15 protein-coding genes are annotated in these 16,961 nt (G+C 58.9%); 1 reads left to right on the plus strand and 14 read right to left on the minus strand.

All coding sequences use genetic code 11. The features are described from left to right. Positions 1–10: 10 nt before the first annotated feature. From J7557_RS12195 to J7557_RS12260, 14 genes are all read right to left on the minus strand, one after another. A complete protein-coding gene (locus J7557_RS12195; RefSeq protein ID WP_291420333.1) occupies positions 11–640 on the minus strand; it encodes a recombinase family protein in 630 nt (209 codons plus the stop codon). A gap of 141 nt (positions 641–781) precedes the next feature. Beyond that, entirely contained in the window at positions 782–1,393 is a 612-nt protein-coding gene (locus J7557_RS12200) for a hypothetical protein (protein ID WP_291420334.1), read from the minus strand. 807 nt (positions 1,394–2,200) lie between these two features. After that, positions 2,201–2,602: a hypothetical protein gene (locus tag J7557_RS12205; RefSeq protein ID WP_291420335.1), complete on the minus strand. Its 402-nt coding sequence runs from the start codon at positions 2,600–2,602 to the stop codon at positions 2,201–2,203. Positions 2,603–3,036: 434 nt separating this feature from the next. Continuing rightward, positions 3,037–3,324, minus strand: a complete 288-nt coding sequence (locus J7557_RS12210; RefSeq protein WP_291420336.1) for a Rha family transcriptional regulator — start codon at positions 3,322–3,324, stop codon at positions 3,037–3,039. Positions 3,325–3,526: 202 nt separating this feature from the next. Further along, positions 3,527–4,099, minus strand: coding sequence for a ribonuclease H (locus J7557_RS12215; RefSeq protein ID WP_291420337.1), 573 nt, complete (start codon positions 4,097–4,099; stop codon positions 3,527–3,529). Positions 4,100–4,319: 220 nt separating this feature from the next. Beyond that, positions 4,320–8,060: a phage tail tip lysozyme gene (locus tag J7557_RS12220; RefSeq protein ID WP_291420338.1), complete on the minus strand. Its 3,741-nt coding sequence runs from the start codon at positions 8,058–8,060 to the stop codon at positions 4,320–4,322. A gap of 67 nt (positions 8,061–8,127) precedes the next feature. Continuing rightward, positions 8,128–10,422, minus strand: coding sequence for a hypothetical protein (locus J7557_RS12225; RefSeq protein WP_291420339.1), 2,295 nt, complete (start codon positions 10,420–10,422; stop codon positions 8,128–8,130). Positions 10,423–10,483: 61 nt separating this feature from the next. Further along, complete coding sequence (locus tag J7557_RS12230) at positions 10,484–10,756, minus strand: hypothetical protein (RefSeq protein ID WP_291420340.1); 273 nt, start codon at positions 10,754–10,756, stop codon at positions 10,484–10,486. Between the two features lie 239 nt (positions 10,757–10,995). Continuing rightward, positions 10,996–11,118, minus strand: a complete 123-nt coding sequence (locus J7557_RS12235; protein ID WP_291420341.1) for a hypothetical protein — start codon at positions 11,116–11,118, stop codon at positions 10,996–10,998. Beyond that, a complete protein-coding gene (locus tag J7557_RS12240; RefSeq protein ID WP_291420342.1) occupies positions 11,102–11,428 on the minus strand; it encodes a hypothetical protein in 327 nt (108 codons plus the stop codon). The genes J7557_RS12235 and J7557_RS12240 overlap by 17 nt, the downstream gene beginning before the upstream one ends. Positions 11,429–11,578: 150 nt before the next feature. Next, positions 11,579–13,321, minus strand: a complete 1,743-nt coding sequence (locus J7557_RS12245) for a DUF6538 domain-containing protein (RefSeq protein ID WP_291420343.1) — start codon at positions 13,319–13,321, stop codon at positions 11,579–11,581. A gap of 199 nt (positions 13,322–13,520) precedes the next feature. Beyond that, positions 13,521–14,597 (minus strand): protein kinase, encoded by a 1,077-nt coding sequence (locus J7557_RS12250; protein ID WP_291420344.1) that lies wholly within the window; start codon positions 14,595–14,597, stop codon positions 13,521–13,523. Then, positions 14,598–15,086 carry a DUF3010 family protein gene (locus J7557_RS12255; protein ID WP_291420345.1) on the minus strand — a complete coding sequence of 163 codons (489 nt, stop codon included), beginning with the start codon at positions 15,084–15,086 and terminating at the stop codon, positions 14,598–14,600. Positions 15,087–15,131: 45 nt separating this feature from the next. After that, a complete protein-coding gene (locus J7557_RS12260) occupies positions 15,132–16,397 on the minus strand; it encodes a hypothetical protein (RefSeq protein ID WP_291420346.1) in 1,266 nt (421 codons plus the stop codon). Between the two features lie 113 nt (positions 16,398–16,510). Between J7557_RS12260 and J7557_RS12265 the strand changes: the two genes are divergently transcribed. Beyond that, on the plus strand, positions 16,511–16,957 hold the full coding sequence (locus J7557_RS12265; protein ID WP_291420347.1) for a DUF6641 family protein: 447 nt from the start codon (positions 16,511–16,513) through the stop codon (positions 16,955–16,957). Positions 16,958–16,961: the final 4 nt, after the last annotated feature.

Genomic DNA, 16,961 nt, shown 5'->3' on the forward strand with positions numbered 1-16,961 from the left:
TATCCACAGATTACGCTGAGGACGCTCCCTCCGCGAGCCTCTTGGCCAGCCTAGAAAGCGTCGAACGTGAGCAACCCGTGGCTCGGATTATAGTGTTCCAGCTCTGCCCGGAGCACAGCATGGAGAGGATAGCGGCATTGCGCTTGGTGTCCTCCGGGCGTCCTGCATAGACCCCGCTGGCCTTGGCCTTTTCAATCCCCTGAGCCTGCCTTCTGCGGCGGTCTTCGTAGTCCTTCCGGGCGATGGCCGCGAGCATATCCAGCAGCATGCCGTTAATGGCCTCTGCCATTCGGGCCGTGAAGTCATCGCTATGGGCCGCTGCGAGCTGCCAAGAGGTGGGGAGGTCGAGGGCCACCACTTTCACCTGCCGCTGTCTGATCTCCGCCCTTAGACGTTCCCAGTCCGCTGCATTGAGGCGGCTGAGACGGTCCACCTGCTCCACCAGCAGCACGTCACCGGGCAGGCTATCGGACAACAGGCGGAACAGCTCGGGGCGCTGTAGAGACGCACCACTCTCATTCTCAACATAGGAGGCGGCGATGATCAGGCCTCGCTCTACGGCAAAGGCTTCAAGATCGGCTCGGGCGCGGCTCGCGTCTTGCTCTTTCGTAGAGGCGCGAAGGTAGGCGCGAACAAACATGGATGAGACCTATCAGTTCGATTTAGATAGTCTCATAATCATCAGTTCGTTTAGGGTTGTCAACAACACTTATCGCACCACCGTCCAGACCAGTTCCTTAGAGGTGTACCCAAATGGCGTACGGCTTATTAATGGGCGCGCTCAGTACTTCTCGAACCAAGGCCCATGCCCAGATGCCATCTCACCCATCAGCCCCTTGGCAGAGCGCATCGCCTTGAGGCGTACTGTTGTTCCAATGGTGTCCATAGGACGCCTCTCATTGCTGAAGCTATTTATGACCCGCAGGAGAAGAGCGAAGGTTAGGTAGATGTTCTCGAACGTGTTCTGGTCACCCCAAAGGGACGCTTCGGGCCGCTTGCGTATTTCTCCCGACCAAGAACGGTTGCGATGAATGCTCATCGCGCCTTCCATTCTGAACGCAGCGCCGTGCGCAATGCTGTGGCGGAAGTCGAAGGCAATGCGAGCAGTTGGGCACCACAGTTCCGCAAGTTGCTTTTCAGAGCTCTCCGGGAGCTTCGCAACCTCCTCCTCAAACATATCGATCAGCTCGCCTATGGGCTTCGCGTCAGTGGGGTGCCTGACGCCACTTGGTGCGTGCTTCTGGAGCCGCCAAATCGCACGCTCCAACCGGAACTCTACGTTCGCGGCGAAGATGATCAGCGCACCGATTTTTGGGGCCATGGCCGGGCGAAGACCCAAATCAGCTTCAAGAAGGTCAGGTCTGCCAACGGCAAATATTGGGTCATCGCTCATGAAGATGGTTGTGAAGGGTGGCGAAACCGCTGTCCATCAGTGACATCGGGCCGTCTCCACACATTTCATCATAGCTGTTCGGTGCAGGTTGTCAGAAGCGCACACGATGCCCATGTTGAACACGCCCGAGCCATCGGGTGGAAGGTCGGAACTCCGGCTCCCTATGCTAGATTGGAACCATGGGGTCGCGGTGATCGAGGCTGCGGCCCTTAGTCCATCCAGATACTCCAGTGAGCCTCCTGTGGCCAAACTTCAAGGACCGTTGGTGCTGGGTCACAACCAGCGGCCCCGCGCGGTTCCACTGGTACACCTGCGCACGCTGCAAGTTGCTCCGCCAGCGCTCTACCCTTTGCAGTCAACTTGATGACATGCGCTCTTGGGTTGTGTGGGTCGATCTCCTGCACCACTAACCCCAGCCCCGGTTCCCCAGCCTTGCCCCGCCCTAATGCAATGATGTTTCGGGACGTAGCGGACTGGCTCAACCTCACGTCTTTGCTTATCTGAGTGGCGCTCACCGCCTTACGCTGGGCGACAGCGAGGAACACGGCCAGCAGGAACAGTGGTGGGTCCTCGCGATGAGACCGGAAGGCCTCAAGCGCGGAGCTAAGCCCTGTCAAAGCGGCACGGGTCACCTTGCTGGATGGCTCTGATTTGGACATGTGCATCCCCCTGCTGCGCAGTTGAGCGAGGAAGACAGGGGCGGTCAAGGAGAGGCCCCGCGCCAACAGGGGGCCACGGGGGGAATGCGCGGCTTCTAGTTTGATCTTGGCGGAACGGATTTTTGTAAAAAAACATTCCGACTTTTCATCAGATAGCGGCGTATCTGGCGATGTAGCCGTAATCCAGACTGGGGATACGGACGAGGGTGCCGTAGGTCCCATCAACATCGCCTAGGAACAGAAGCCACTGGGCGTATTCTTCGCGGGCCTCTAGGGGCAGTAGCTCGAACATGCGCTTGACGGTCACTGCCCGCAGCTTGTTGAGGGCCTGAACGCGTTTGTTGCTGGCCCATGTCCGTTGAAGGACCGTATCGTAGTTTTTTGCCTGCCACGCCCGCGTCCGCGCAATGATCTTGTCGCGGTTGCGCTCGTAGCGGGCCTTTGACCGGGCTTTAATTTTCTCAGCATTCGCCGCAGCATATGCGGCCAACTTTTCTTTGTTGGCCAAACGATAAGCGCGGTTGTACGCCCGCCGTTCATCAGGTGTCATGGGATTTCCTTTGGCGAGCCCGAACGGCCCAAGAGAGGGCTCAGGAGCGGCGGAGGCTTGGTGGGTGAGGGACAGGCAAGTTCGTTGTGCGGCTTTGACCGTCTAGCAATGCACCGATTGACTACGGGCTTCGCTCATCGCAAAAGCCTGTGGGGCATCCTCGATACATAACCCGAAAAGCAGAGCCGCTTTGGTGGCAGGCGCGCAGTTCGCGTGAGCTGGGTTTACCGGGCCTTACCGGGACAAATGTATTGGAGAACTGATATTGGGAACTGAAAAGTCTCAAAATCCAAATGTCGTGGACCACGCCACTGTATTGAATTTCTGTACGGCGATGATCGGGCTACTTCTGGTGAGTGTCGAAGCTATCCAGAAGTTGATTGAGTTGGTCCAGCTTATCTAACGGCTGACGAGGATGCCCCATTCCATCTCGTTCAAGCGCGTGATGTACGGCTCCTTGAACCGCCGGCGCGAGCGAGCCGGTGTAGCCCATGGGCGAGGAACGTGAAGCCGTCCTTCGTCATGTTGTAGGAAGGCTTTAGGCGTCCCCTTTCGTCGCGATAATCACTGGGCTCAAAATTGAGCCGATTAATTTCGGGGCTGCATTCGAGGCTTTCGATGCCCTGCAGGACGTTCTTGTGGAGCCGCCCGAACAGCTCAGTGACATCGCGGCTGTTGGTCATTGGCTGGCCATTGTGGAGGGTAACGATGGCTTGGGCCATAGAGACCACGGGTAAGACCAAGGATAACACGCATGCTTTACGCTCGCTTCAAGCATGCCTTGAGCACTCTCAGAGCTAAGCTATAGGTATGCCTGTTATATCCTCCTCTTATATCCTCCTGTTATATCCTCCTGTTATATCCTCCTATGGTGAGGTGTAATGGAGAGCTTTTCCTAGGGTGAGGGGTAATTGGTCTTCCCGGCTATGCCGCCTGTTCGAGGACTAGGGCATCGTCTCCGAGATACCAATTCGGATGCCGGTCTTTCAGGCGACTGCCTGCCTTGGCATAGACCCTCAGCGCTCCGTTGTTCGCCAGCGTATCGGCCATTTCGTTCAGTTCGTGACCAGCATGACCCTTGACCCACTGCCAGCAGATGGCTCTGGTCTGGGCCAACGCATCCAGCTCTAACCAGAGGTCGAGGTTTTTGACCGGCTTCTTGTCTGCGGTCTTCCAACCGCGTTCCTTCCAGCCCACAAGCCACTCAGTCATCCCCTTCACCACCATCTGGTTGTCGGTGAGGAGCAGCGTAGGTAGTTCGGGAATGGTTAGCCTCGACAGCCCTTTGATGGCTGCGAGCATTTCCATGCGGACGCTGGTTGTGGCTGGCTGAAACCCCGCGAACGGGCTTTGAGCGGAAATGGTGCCATCAGCCTCAACAAGCTGTCGAATGGCACCCCAACCACCGGGGCCGGGATTGGGGAGGCAAGCGCCATCGGTGGCAAGGATGTAGTGGCGTTGCCCGGCAAGGGGCGAGGGGATGTTATTGGGGTGCATGAGAAATCCTCAGGGAAGGTTGTAGACGGACGTTGAGCGCGTTCTGGTGGGTTGGTGTGGAAATGATGGGAAAAGCCGCTCATGGACTCCACTGAGTCAGGAATGGGCAAGGAAAGGCCCCCGCCACAGCAAAGCTCTTGCGAGCCACGGACGTGGCGGGGGCCGGGGTTGAGTGTAATCGGATTAAACTCAGCCTCAGTCTGCCGAGGCTGATGAGGGCTCAGTCCCGTTTGGTCCATTCAGGCAGACCACGGACCATGCCGTTGAACATCTGGGTCACGCCCATAGCGTTCTGGAACGGAAGCACCCGTAGCATGGAGCGGACATCAGTTTGGCTGAGTCCGCCCTTGGTGCCCGCCTGAAACGCCGCTGCCAGCCCCTCCGAAACGGAGTTGTATAAGTCCACCGTGGGGATGCCTCCCCAGATGTCGCTGGCTTGCTGAGTGTTGCGACCGATGAAGATCGGGGCATTGCCCGTAGCTTTCATGGCCGTGTCGATGGCCGGGGCCAGCAGGGAGAAGAAGTTGCTGTTCTGGATGCCGCCTGCCGCGATGGCTTGGACGGACAGGCGCTTCTCCAGATATTCCTGCTGGTCACTACGACCGATGGAATTGGCGTAGGTGCGGGCGGTGTAGACCATGGAGGCGAGGAACGTGGTGGAAATCCACTGCATCGCCGTGGTTCTGTCCCGCATGTTGAGCCCCTGATGAAGCTGCTTTGACCATGCTCCAATGGTGAAGCTGCGGAACTGGAGGAGCGTACGGGCCAGCGGGTGGCTCATCCAGACCGCGAACTGGCCGGGGTCATTCTCCTGCACCATCGTGCGGGCAAGCCGATAGGCGGCACCCTCGAACGCCGCAAGCGCCTCCTGATCATCCCAACGGTCGAAGTTCATGCCCGCCAGACGATTGCTGCCGGGGTGGAACTCGGCATTGTTGCGGATGCTTTCAAAGACCCGCTCTGTCATGGCATCATCGAGCCCGAGAGCCAGAAGCCGCTTGCCCGACATCGCCGTGTCACCCATCGCCATGGCGGCGAATTTGGTGAAGATGGCACGGCCCGCAATGCGCTGGAGCGTAGTGTTGATCGGGGCCAGCCCGGAGGCTGCGGAGAGGAGCCGCTTGCCCTTACTCAAGGTGGCATCCACGGCATTGAACACGGGGTTGTTGTTGATGCCGTCCAGCGGGTTCCCAAAGTCGTCGCGGTGGGTGCGCGGCAGATTGCGGAGCCAGTCCGTGCCGATACCCAAATGGTCTTCGATTTCCTGAGCAAGCTGCTCGCCCATCTTGCCGGTACGGGCATTGCGCCACAGGGCTCGCATGGGCGGGATGGAGGAGAGCATGGCCTTCACGCCCACCTGTGACGCGATGTTGCCGAACTCCGAAAGCGAAGCCAGACCGGCCTGACCGAAGACCCGTAGGAAGTTGTAGTCCCGGAAGACCCGGAGGAACTGGTTGAAGGTGCTGCCTTCATCCCACCGGGACCGGCCCACAACCGTATTATAGCCGTGGTCCAGCAATCTCAGGTCCGCTTCAATCCGTTCTGGTGCAGCCGTGTCACCTACTGCCCGGACTTGTTCCAGCACCTTCCGCCATTCGGCATCACTGGTTACGCCATTGACGATGTTTTCCGCCACTTCATCCCCCGCCTGCCACTTGGGATTGCGAATGGAGAGGTTGCCCATTGCCACCCGACCCGACACCTGACGGGTATAGCTGGACATGAGGGCATCGGCATCGCGGTTGAACAAGTGCTTCATGGCGAAGTCCCGCACCTCGCCGTTTATGGTCTGGAGCTTGACGGTGAAATGCTCGTTGAACAGCAGGCGGGACTTGAGGCGTGACGCTGCTCCGTTCTGGGGCTTGCGCTGGAACTCGGCATGAATGTTCTTCATGAGGTTGTCGAGGTCATCGCCAGAGACGCCGCTGTAGTCGGTCAGCAGTTCCCTGAGACCATCCATATCCTCGCCCGAGAAGACCCGTTGGAGGTTTGCGGCCTCCCCAGCCGATAGGGAGTGCATCTTCTTGATATACCCGGTGGCCACCCTGTGGGCGACATCATCGGCAAGGTTCGGGGTCTTTTCCTTCATCGCCATGACCAAGGCCCCGACAAGCCGGTCTTGCCCAAAGGCGTTGAGGGCATCCCTAACCTTGCCCTTGTCGGGAATGCGGGGGATGTACTGCGGGTTCTTCTGGAGCGTTTCGGCACCGCGAACGGAGCGCTTCACGGTCCCGGTGATGATGCCGGGGTTGTGGAGCATCTCCTGCCAGTCGCCCATGATCTTGCGGAACTGCTCACCCGCAGCCGTTACGCTGGGCTCAAAGACCCGAAGCGGGTTCTGGTTGTCCACGAAGTCGGCAACGGCCTCGGAGAACTCCAGCCGCGCCCGGTCACGTTCCCAGAAGCCAATTGAGTTGTCCTTCAGGTATTGCTTGAAGGCCGGTTCATAGGCCGACCGCCATTTCGTTTCCGCCTGCCGCTGGAGACGCGACTGCATTTCCGTCACCGCGATAGGCGTGACCCCATCAGCGTTGCGGGTCGCGTCCTCATAGAGAACATTGGTGATGGCGCGGGTCAGGGGGTTGTCCGAAGACTTGCCCTTGTTCGCCACGTCAAACCGGGTGTTGCCCAGATTGACCGAACGGGGCGCTGCAGTGTCGCCAAGATCGCGAATGATCTCGTCTGCGGAGAAGTCCAGCGGGGTCTTGGAACCCGCATACATCGCACCTGCCGAACTGTTCCGGTTGAGCGCCGTGCCGTTCATGAGATTGCGTCCAGCCTTTTCCAGCATGGCGCTTTCAGCAGTGACATGAGGGTTGCGGGCGAATGCCCCGAAGCTACCGCCGAGAACGGCACCGAGACCGGCAGACCAAAGCAGGTCCGTATTCTCCGAAGTCTGCTTGTTGGCCCAGATGATGCTATCCGTGGCGAGGTTAGAGGCCGCGCCTATGCCAGCCATGCGAAGGGCATTGCCCGCACGGGAGATCTTCTGACCGGCCACGAAGGCACCACCAGCGCCACCCGTGACAGCCGCCGCGCCAAGACCAGCAATCCATGCGCCGGGGTCTGTGAAGCCAGCACCAAGGCGAAGGGCCATGCCCATCCCGCCCATGTCGGCAAGCGTCTGATCGTTCTCCAATGTCTTCGCCAAGCTCTCCCTGATGGCCATGCCATGCTGCTGGGAATGAACGCCGTCAAAGCGGTCCCAATATTGTTCGGGGATGTCCTTAGTGAAGGTGTCGAAATCGGCTTGGGTCATGCGGTAGTCGAGGTCCATAGGCCCGGTTGGGGAACCACGCATGAGCCATGACAATGACCATTCTTCCTGAACCGCTGCGCCGATACCATCGAACATGGATGGCGGTGCGGGCTTGGCCGCTTCCGCTGCACGCTGGTCGGCATAGGTCGGTGGCGGGGCCAATGGGGCATCGGTGGCGTAAGCGGAGTTGGCGCCGTCCCCAGTGATGCTGAAGGGAGTGCCTACGGCGGGCTCGTGGGAGACGATGGCGGGCGCCGGGGCATTGCTTCCGCCCGTGATGCCGAAAGCCTGCTGCGCGAAGCCGAGACGGCCCGAGTAGTTATGGCCACCACGCGGATTATCCCAAGTGAAGCCCAACGGCCGCTCGAAGCCGATGAAGGCCGCAGTGGCTTCGTCCACGGTTTTGGCAGCCATCAGGGAGTTGAAGGCGCGGGTTTCTTTATTCCGTAGCTCCCAATCGACCATCTCCAACTGGGTCGAGAGGTCATAGTGGTTGCGGCCTGCAAAGGGGCCAGAAGTGAGAGCGCCCCAGCGGTCGGGATGCCATTGGGCAACGCCACGGGCTTTCCCGCCATCGCCTATTGCGGAGACGTTTAGGCCGCTTTCGCCCAGGAGATTGCCGACGATGCCAGCCGCTTGGGCATCGGTATAGCCGCGCGACTTGAAGAAGCTGAGCGCGGTGGAGGTGTGTTGATTAGCCATAGGTTTCCTGTCCCGCCCAACGGTGAAGTCAGGCGGGCTGTTGATGATAGTGATGGTGGAGAGGTGGCTAGTTAGGTGGGCGCTCGTACTGGAGCAGGTTGGGCGTCTGCACCGGGTAGAGGTTCTGGGGCGTGTCCTGCGCCTCCTGCTGCGCCGCGTTCGACGTGCCTATGATCTGGGTGGCGAGCGCCTGTTGGCGGGCTTGTTGCATTTCGGCAAGAGACCGAAGCGTGATGAAGCGCCGGCTGCGATCTTCGACAGGTGCCCCGGTGTTCATGTCGAGAATGACCCAGATGCCGGAACCGTTCTCATAGGGAGCTATGGTGATGTCATCCATCTCCAAGCCCTCCTCGGGAAAGTCCTGAACGTACTTTTCCAACGCCCCTTCGGCCATCTGGGGGAAATGCTGCGGGAGGTCTTCGGAACCCGTAAAGACATAGGAGCCGTTGACCAACTGGTTCAGGGACTTAAAGCGCTCCTCGGCCTTGTTCAGGGCGGTATCGGGGTTTAGGCCGTTGCGGACATAGAACTCTGCAAGACGGCTGATTTCTCCGACCACATAGGGCTGGTTCAACACTTCCGTCTGGCCCTGACCAAGAAAGCCGCCAACCCACCTCGGGGCCTTTTCGAGAACGGCCTTGAGGTTCTGGCCGTACATCGGGTTTTCATAGTCGGGGTCTTGGGTCACCTTCACCGCCTGCATGATGGCCTGCCCCTTGTCTGAACCGTTGTACTCGGTGGCAATGCGGTAGGCGTCGAAGAAGTCGCGCGTGGTGTCGTCGGTGATATGGCGAGACAACAGGCGTGGGGCCATGTCGTACATCGTCATGTACAAGTCGGTGGCCTGCGCCAGCGCATCGGGCAGGGTCTCCCCGGAGAGGTTCTGCGCGGTCGCTGCCGTGGGAGCAGCAGCCAGCACATCCCGCCACTTCGGATATTCCATGCCGTTCGAGGCAAAGCCCTGAACCATGTAGGCAAGGGCCTGTTCCGGTGTCATCTGCTGGGCTTGGGCGGCTTCCGTGAGGCGGCTGGCGAACAGGTCGGCAGCCGCTTCTCGGCGCTTCTCCACTGTGACCACTTCCCATTCGCCCTTGTCATTGACCACCTTTCCATCCTGAATGAACGGCAGTTGGCCCGCCTGCAACGCCATCAGGTCGGTATTGGCTAGTTCCTGAGCAGAGCGTTCGGCTTCGGCCCGGAGCGTCAGGGTGCGGGTGTTGTCGGCAGCATCGGACGCGATCTTGGCCAAAACCCGCTGGTTCTCATCCATGACGGCCCGGAACTGCGCTTCGGAGAACAGCGCCGGGTTCGCTTGATACGCCGCCTCCAGCTCGGCAGCGTCCAGTTTTCCGTGAGCAGCAAGGCCATAGAACCGGGTACGGTCATCGAACAACGCCGTCTGGTCGAGACTGTATTGTTCTTTCTCCGCCGTACCCATGATGCGGGTGGCGTCAGCGACGAACTCCCGGCTTTCCATGAGCGAGCCGATTGGCTGCCCATCGGGGCCGTTGCGGGGCGCTGAGAAGATGGCGGTAACCAGACCATGATTGCCTTGCTGGGCAAGGGCCTCAGCCACCCTGACCAACTCGGCATCCTGCGCCCCAAAGTCGAGGCGAAGAAATTCCATGTTGCCCTGGTAACGGCTCTGGATGGCGGTCACGATTTCCTCGTTGGGCCTCCCTTCTGCCTGCATGGTCTGGGCCAGCCCAAGGAACGACTGGAACACGCTCTGTTGGCTTTCGGCGGCCATGTGATCGGCCTTGTCCTGAGCCGCCTTCGCTCCACCCGTCCGGTCAAAGGTCGCCATGATCGGGACGTAACCGCCGGCGAAGAACTCATTGCCATCGTACTGGGCAATGTCGCGCTCAACGGCCTGAGCCACGAAGGCGCTGAAGTCCATGGTGGCCTTGTCGGAGGAGGTTTCATATTCGGTGGCAAGAGCGCTCTGGCGCTCATAGGCCGTCCGCTCTCCCAACAGGCGCATGTAGGCGGCGTTATACCACGGGTTGTTCATCTCCGAGATGGTGCCGCTGTCCACTGCCGCGCGGGCTTCTGAAACGGACATGCCGCCAATGCGCTGTGCGGCCATATCCTCCATCCGTTTGCGCTGCCGTGCGCCCTCCTGCTCGATGATCTGGCCGAGCTGGGGATTGATCTGGCTGAGCGCAGCCGCAAGCTGAAGTGCGTCATTGCTGGATGAGGGCGCTTGGGGTTGGACATAGGTGTCCACCGGGCGCGCTACAGGCCGCAGCCCCGGCATCCGCATTGTGTCGGCGGTCGGAACATTCGCGCGAGCGGAATTGCGGCGACCGGCTGGAGGGCGGTCACCCATGGGCCTCAGGCCCGGAACTTTGTTTGTCATGATGATGGTGTCCGATGCGGCTCCACCCCGCCGAGAGGGCGAGGCAGGTGCCGGAGATGGGTCAATGGGAAGTGATAGTTTGGCCGTAGAAGCGAGCCACCAGCCCGTCATATTCGTCCAGCAGCTCGTCATGTTCGGCGCGGAGCGCTTCGGTTTCGCTTTGAAGGGCGCGGTATGCTGCCGCTAGGTCTCTCCCCTTCTCTGCTAGGTCGAGGTAGCGGCTGATAATCTGCTTGGTCGCGGGGCTCATGCCGGCCCATGCGGGGTGGTCTTCTGGCAACGCCAGAACTTCGGGAAGTTGGATGAGGTCGTTAAAAATTGCGAGATTTGTCATGCGAATGTCCTGAAAACGGAAAGGGCCACCCGAAGGCAGCCCTGATGAGATGTGGAAGAAGATCGAGGCGCGTTTTGCGAGTGATCTATGGTGAGGGGTAATCTGCACAGGTCCGATTTGCGAGATCGTCTAGGGTGAGGGGTAATCCTCAACCTAGACCTTCCCAGACGCTTATCCCTGCCCAAGCCGCAGCGGACCACGCGGCAACCTCTGATCGGCAACGCCAGATACGACAACCGCTACAGCATGTTGAAGAATTGGCTGGCCCCACAGGCGATGCCATAAGCAAGCGCCATGACCGCGTTGAGCCCGATGAAGGTGCCGAACCGGCTATGATCGCTAGCATCAGCGGTCGCACCCATACATCTCGCCCTGCTCATTGCAGAGGTTCACCTGAAGCCGCCAAAGGTGGATGTTGAAGCCATCAATGGTCCGCTCGACACCCCGCCCAAGACCGATGTCATGCCACTCCACAAGGGTGCTGAGGCGGGTATGCGGCACGCGGAGATAAAGCGCAGCGCCGTTGCGGATGCCCTCGGGGTGCCAATGAAATGCCATTACCCTGCCGAGGGCCTTGGACGCATCTGCGCGAAGGTTCGTCATTGCCTCGCCAAAACCGAACTCACGAACGTCGTTGATGGTGGACCGACCGAAAGAGAAAAGACCGCGCATGAGAAATCCATAGTTTCGCGGTGGCGCTTCCCGACATCGAGAAGCGTGGAGGAAGCCCCCAGAGAGGCGCACAGGGACGAGCAAGCTGCGGGGCACTCCAAGTTGCCACAGCCGTGCTAAAGCATCGCCCTACGCGCCCGCCAAGAGGCTCTAGGCGCGCTTAGCGCGGGGTTTGCGAAGGCGTAGTGGAGGGCGGGCCGGCGTTGCACTCTTTAGCGGAAGCGCCGCCAACTTTTGCAATGATGGACGGAACTCGGTCTCAGCAACTTCAAACCGAGGCAGCTTGTTGACCTCGGCATCCACCACTTCAGGGGACCAGTCGCCGTACCCCTCGCGAGCGTCCGTCTTTGACCGGCTACCCAACATGTAGTCACGAGCTTCCTTATCCATCTTGTAGGTTCGGCTAAGCGTAGTGAACAGGTGCCGCCAAGCATGACTAGGGCGGTTCCCGGGTGGCGCAATGCCCACCTCTTCCTTGACCCACTCTGCGATCTTGTCCCCTGCGCTTTTGGCCCGGTGGTCCGACAAGCTCTTAAGGTCGGTCCCCTCGGGATATGGCGTGTAGAATGCAGGGCCGTCACCAATGGACCGCAACATGTCGATCAGGCCCAAGTCGATCAGGTGTTGGTGAATGCCAGTCGTCCATGCATTCTTTCCCTTGGTGCTTCCGTCTTCGGGGGAGATGAACAGGTACGGGACACCGTTCTCTTCACGAAGATGTCGCCCTTGGAACTGGGTAACCTCGCTCACCCGCAGACCGGTATAGGCGCAAATCCAAGGGACCCAAAAGATCGCACGCTGGTACGGTACGGCGAGGTCTTTGGCCGAACCACGGAAGGTAGCTGCTAGGATAGCTCGTGCCTGCTCCTCGCTATATCCCTTGGAGCCGACTGGGGCCGGGTCGTCGCGTTCGTCGCGGATACTTGCCGCCACATTGAGAGGAAGGTCGAACTCCTTGACGCCATGGCTCAGCGCAACCTTCAGGCTGGTCAGGTACTGGTCGTTGATCGTCTTCTTGGCCAAGCCGCTTTTGATCAGCTCATCGCGCCAACGCCTCGCATCATCCTTCGTGATGCGTCTGGCGTCCTCGTGCCCGATGAAGGCGATGAAGCGATTGACGCACCCTAGGTAGGTCTTAAAGGTCGCATCCTTCTTCGTTTGTGTTCGCTGCTTATGCGCGAGCAGGCCCGTGAGCGTGTTCGTGTCGCCAGTCACGCCAGAAGGCTTGGCCGCGGCTTCAGCCGGGCGCTGCGGAGCCTCGAACTTCGGGAAGCGCTCGCCCACCACATCCTTGCTGAAATCACCCTTGCCCCGCCGTTCCAAAAGGAGGGCGATTTCGGTGGCGGCACGGTCGAACTCCACAAGACACCGTTGCCGGGTCTTCTCATCCACACGCAGCTTCTTCTCAGCCAGCGCTCCGTCCACCCACGACCCTAGCCTAGCCTCAAGCGATGGATGTCCAATCATGAGCGCGGCCCGCCAAGCGGGTTTCTGCTTGGAGTACTGCTCTTCGCGGTCACGACGCCGCTGCACCCACTGCGCCGCTTCGCCGGGGTCGTCCTCAAGCACCGCCCGAATGGTGTGGTACATCTCACCACAGAGAGCAGTGATCTGCTTGAGGTTTAAGGATACAGGGCCATCCTCAAAGCTGAGCCAGATGCGACTGAACTCAGCTTCGGCGTCTTGACTGCGCCGCTTGGCCTCAGCGGGGTCTTTAGTGCGGAGAGAAACCTTGATGTACTCGCCCAGCTTCACCAGCGATGGCACTTCATCCACAAAAACGGTGACCGCTTGCCCCTTGGCACGAGCAACAAGCCGCGAAGGAACACGCTGCTTGAGCCAATAGACGCCGGTGGCTTTGTGCTTGTACGGGGAAGGCATAGGCAAGACCATGAGAACCACCTCTGAGTACCAAAGGCGAACCTAAAAAGTCCAGCAAATCCAGATTGTTAAGTCCCATCAATGAGATGGAATGGTGCTGCCGGACAGGATTGAACTGTCGGCCTCTCCCTTACCAAATCAGGGCTAGCATCTCAACGAGCCCGGAATTGCTGGGCACATGGTTCAACGTGCTAGGTGCGTGCTAGAAAGCTCAAGCATGCTCGACTAGCTGAACGGCCTCACGCATCGTCTGTGGATGCAACCGTCGTTCGGTTCGCCAGTTCCCGGACAATCGCTTCTCGATACGGAACCCGCCCTGCACTTCCACAATCCGGTATGCCTTATTTTGAACGGCTAAACACGGCGTGCCGTCCAGGATGCGCCAATCATAGATTTGTCGGCGGACATTGTTCAGCCCAGCAACCAAATCTGCAACCGTGGCAAACCTTCGATCCATACTTGATGCTACAGCGCGCCGAATGACAGAGAGCAACCTTTGCGAGACCCAAGCGGGGATTGCGTCCCAACTAAAGATTTGGCCGCGCTTGATTTTGTTTTGGATGATTTCGGTAGCATATGCCTGCTGATCGTAGCCAGCTAACCCATCATAGCGTAGTTGCTGGGTGGGCTTGAGCCAGTCGCGCTCGTTCTTATGGAGGACGCCGCCACACAATTCGTAAAGCAGCATGCCGATCTGGTAGACATCGCCCTGCCTATAATACCGGTTTCCATCGAAATCCTCAGGCGGCCGATAAATCAACGAATGCTTAGTCAGTGCCGCGCCATAGCCTTCGTCTTGGATGGGAACGATTGAGCCAAAATCGCCAATGACGAACTTTCCATCGTCAGTGCAGAATATATTCGAAGGTTTCAAGTCGCGGTGAAGGAAGCCTTCGCCGTGGATATAACTTGCGCCGGCGGCTGCCTGCAATGCCACGTCTATAGCCTGAAGAGGGCCAAATCTTGCGGTCACAAGGGCGTCTTCTAAGTCGCCATTGGAGCAGTATGGCGTGACAAAATAGGCATCTTCTTCGTTCAGTGGCGCGGCATCATGAACCGGCAGAATGTGATCGGAAGCCAGCTGTGCCAACCTCTTTGGCTCTACGTGAGCGCCATCTCCCCAATAGTAAAATTTGTAGACTACCCGCCTTTGCAAGAGCCGATTAAGCCCGATGGCAACATGTCCGTTGCCACCTTTCGAGACGATTGTTTCAAAATCAATGGCCTGCTCCAGTTCCGCTATTTTCAGCCGGATAGGCTCCGGCAAGTCAACCACGCCAATCGCCATTTAGATCAGACCGCTCTTGTGCAAATGATAAGCGGCGCTTCGGTAAGCATCCTCTTGATATCTCAGCAGCCCATCAGGAAGCCCCGCAACGTTCTTCTTCGCAAAATTTGACAGCGCCACTGCATTTACGAGCACACAATCCGTGTCCTCAACGAGCTGGATGAGCGTTTCGATCTTGAAGGATACTGCCCCACCCGCCTTTTGCCCTCTATGTGCGCGAGCTTTCACCGCAAAAGTGTCCACGCCGTTTTCGTGAGCAAAGGTCTTTATGGCGTGCAGGAAGGAGCGAATGTCTGCAGCGTTTCGATCGTCTGCGAGTTCAATCTTCTTTGTCCCGCACTGGACCAGAATTGGTCCATCTTCTCCGCTCTCGACTATTGCTAGTTCAGCCGTCTTGGACTTTATCGTTACTCCGCAGACCTTCATCGTGCCTCCCGTTTTTCCAACGTTTGAAGTGGTTTTCTTGGGCTGGCAAGCTTTTTTGATCATAGGTGTTACTTGCTAGCGCTGCCGCGCTTGGGCGAGATGGACCCACTAGTATCCGCCATAGCCGCGAGGACGATCCAGATAGGGCTTCAGCGCCTCCACCTTCTGGCGTTGGTCGTCGACTTGCGATTGTCTGACTTCGTCGGGTGTGCGTGAAATGGTGCCGGTGAGTTGCATCCGCACCACCGGGTCTATGTCATCGGCCTGCGCAAACGCCCAAGACACCCAGGCATCAACATCCGCGCCATCCTGCACAGCATCCTTGGCTGACGCGACGGATCGTGCATAGGCGCGAATATCTTCTGCCTGCCGGTGCGCGGCGGCGTCCAGCAGAAGGCCGTCATATCTTGCCTTCCTGTCAGCTTCGATCCGTTCGCGTTCGCGTCGTTGTTCCTCCTCGATGCGCTTGCGCTCGTTCTCGATCAGCTGCTCCTTGCGTGAAATCAGCCAGTTGTGCCGCCGCAGTTCATCGTCCCGAAACTCGACTTCTGCGGTGACGATCATGGACACAAGGATGTCCTGTAAATGGGCCTCGACCTTATCGCTGCCGTTGTCGCCCCATCGGCGCCGCGGTTTCTTGTCTTTGTCGCCTTGTCCAATGGAAACCACGATCGGTTCCGATGCTGACCGCGTGGCGAGTTCTTCACTCATCCAACTTGAACGGCGGCTCTCGGGATGATCCACGGTGACATAAAGGTTCTGGTGTCCGACTTTGTAAGAAAAGCCCGTAGGATTTTTGTCACGCATTGTCGCTTTGCCGCCGAACCGATGCAGGTTGAGCATCAGGGCATTCATCATACGTAGCCGCCGCTTCTCGTATGGCGCATCGAAATACGGCGCATCCCAATAGGAGTGATACGAGGCCGACAGATATTTGATCCGGCGTTCCTCGTCGTGTTCCAGAAGCCGCCGAATGAGATGATGCGCCTTGGAAAAATCGCGGGGGACAGCGACCTTGCCAATCTGCTGACGCACTGTTTCCATGACCTTGTCGATGCTGGGTTGAAAGCTCGGCGCTGGACCGATTTCCATCGTCATGAGGCCCGCAGGTTCGGGATAGGAATAGTAGTAGCCGTTGCTGCCACCGACCCTGATTGTGTCTCGCTTCCCTATCCCTCTCGGGGGCAGGCTGGGCTTTTTCACCCGCTTGCCTTCAGCCCTTAGCCAATGCCCACGAGGCGGCGCGGGGATGTCGTTGTCCTTGCAGTAGGTGGAGATCGCGGCGGTTGATACACCGATGTCTTCCGCGACTTCGCGGGTGGGTTTGCTCCAGATGATGTCGAGAAGCTCTTGGCGGGAATAGGTTTTGGTCAAGGTCAGGCTCGTGGTCTCGTGATCGACCAAGCGGTCCTATCAGACTTTTTGGTCGCTCTTTTGGCCGTTGGCGCTAGGCCACGTGGAAAGAAAACCACATGGAGAAATACCGCATGAGCATCCTGAAAACCCTGAAGCTGACCACTGCACTGCCGGTTCGCACCAGCAATGACCCGGTGGAACGCGCCCGCAACAAGGTGATCGCGGCGCTGGCGGAACAGAAGGCTATGGCCGAAGCCAAGGTCGCTGGGCAGCATTATGCGCCGACCCACATGGTCTGGCGGAAGAACGAGGACGGTCAGCGGGTCCAGGTCGAAACCCCGAAGCGTCTCCGCGCGGGCTGGTTCGTCGATGCCAGTGGCCAGACCTTCTTCGGTCTGCGCTATGCCGGCAAGCCCATCGAGTTTGCCAAGGACAAGAACGCAATCACCGTTGGCGAACTCACCGCGCTTCCCGCAATTCTCGACACCTTGACCGAGGCTGTTCGTGCCGGGGAACTCGACACACAGCTTGCCGCTGCTGCTGCCGAACGCGGGCACATGCTGCGCAAGGCCGTTTGATCCC

The organism is Devosia sp. (assembly GCF_017744655.1).
Taxonomy (GTDB): domain Bacteria; phylum Pseudomonadota; class Alphaproteobacteria; order Rhizobiales; family Devosiaceae; genus Devosia.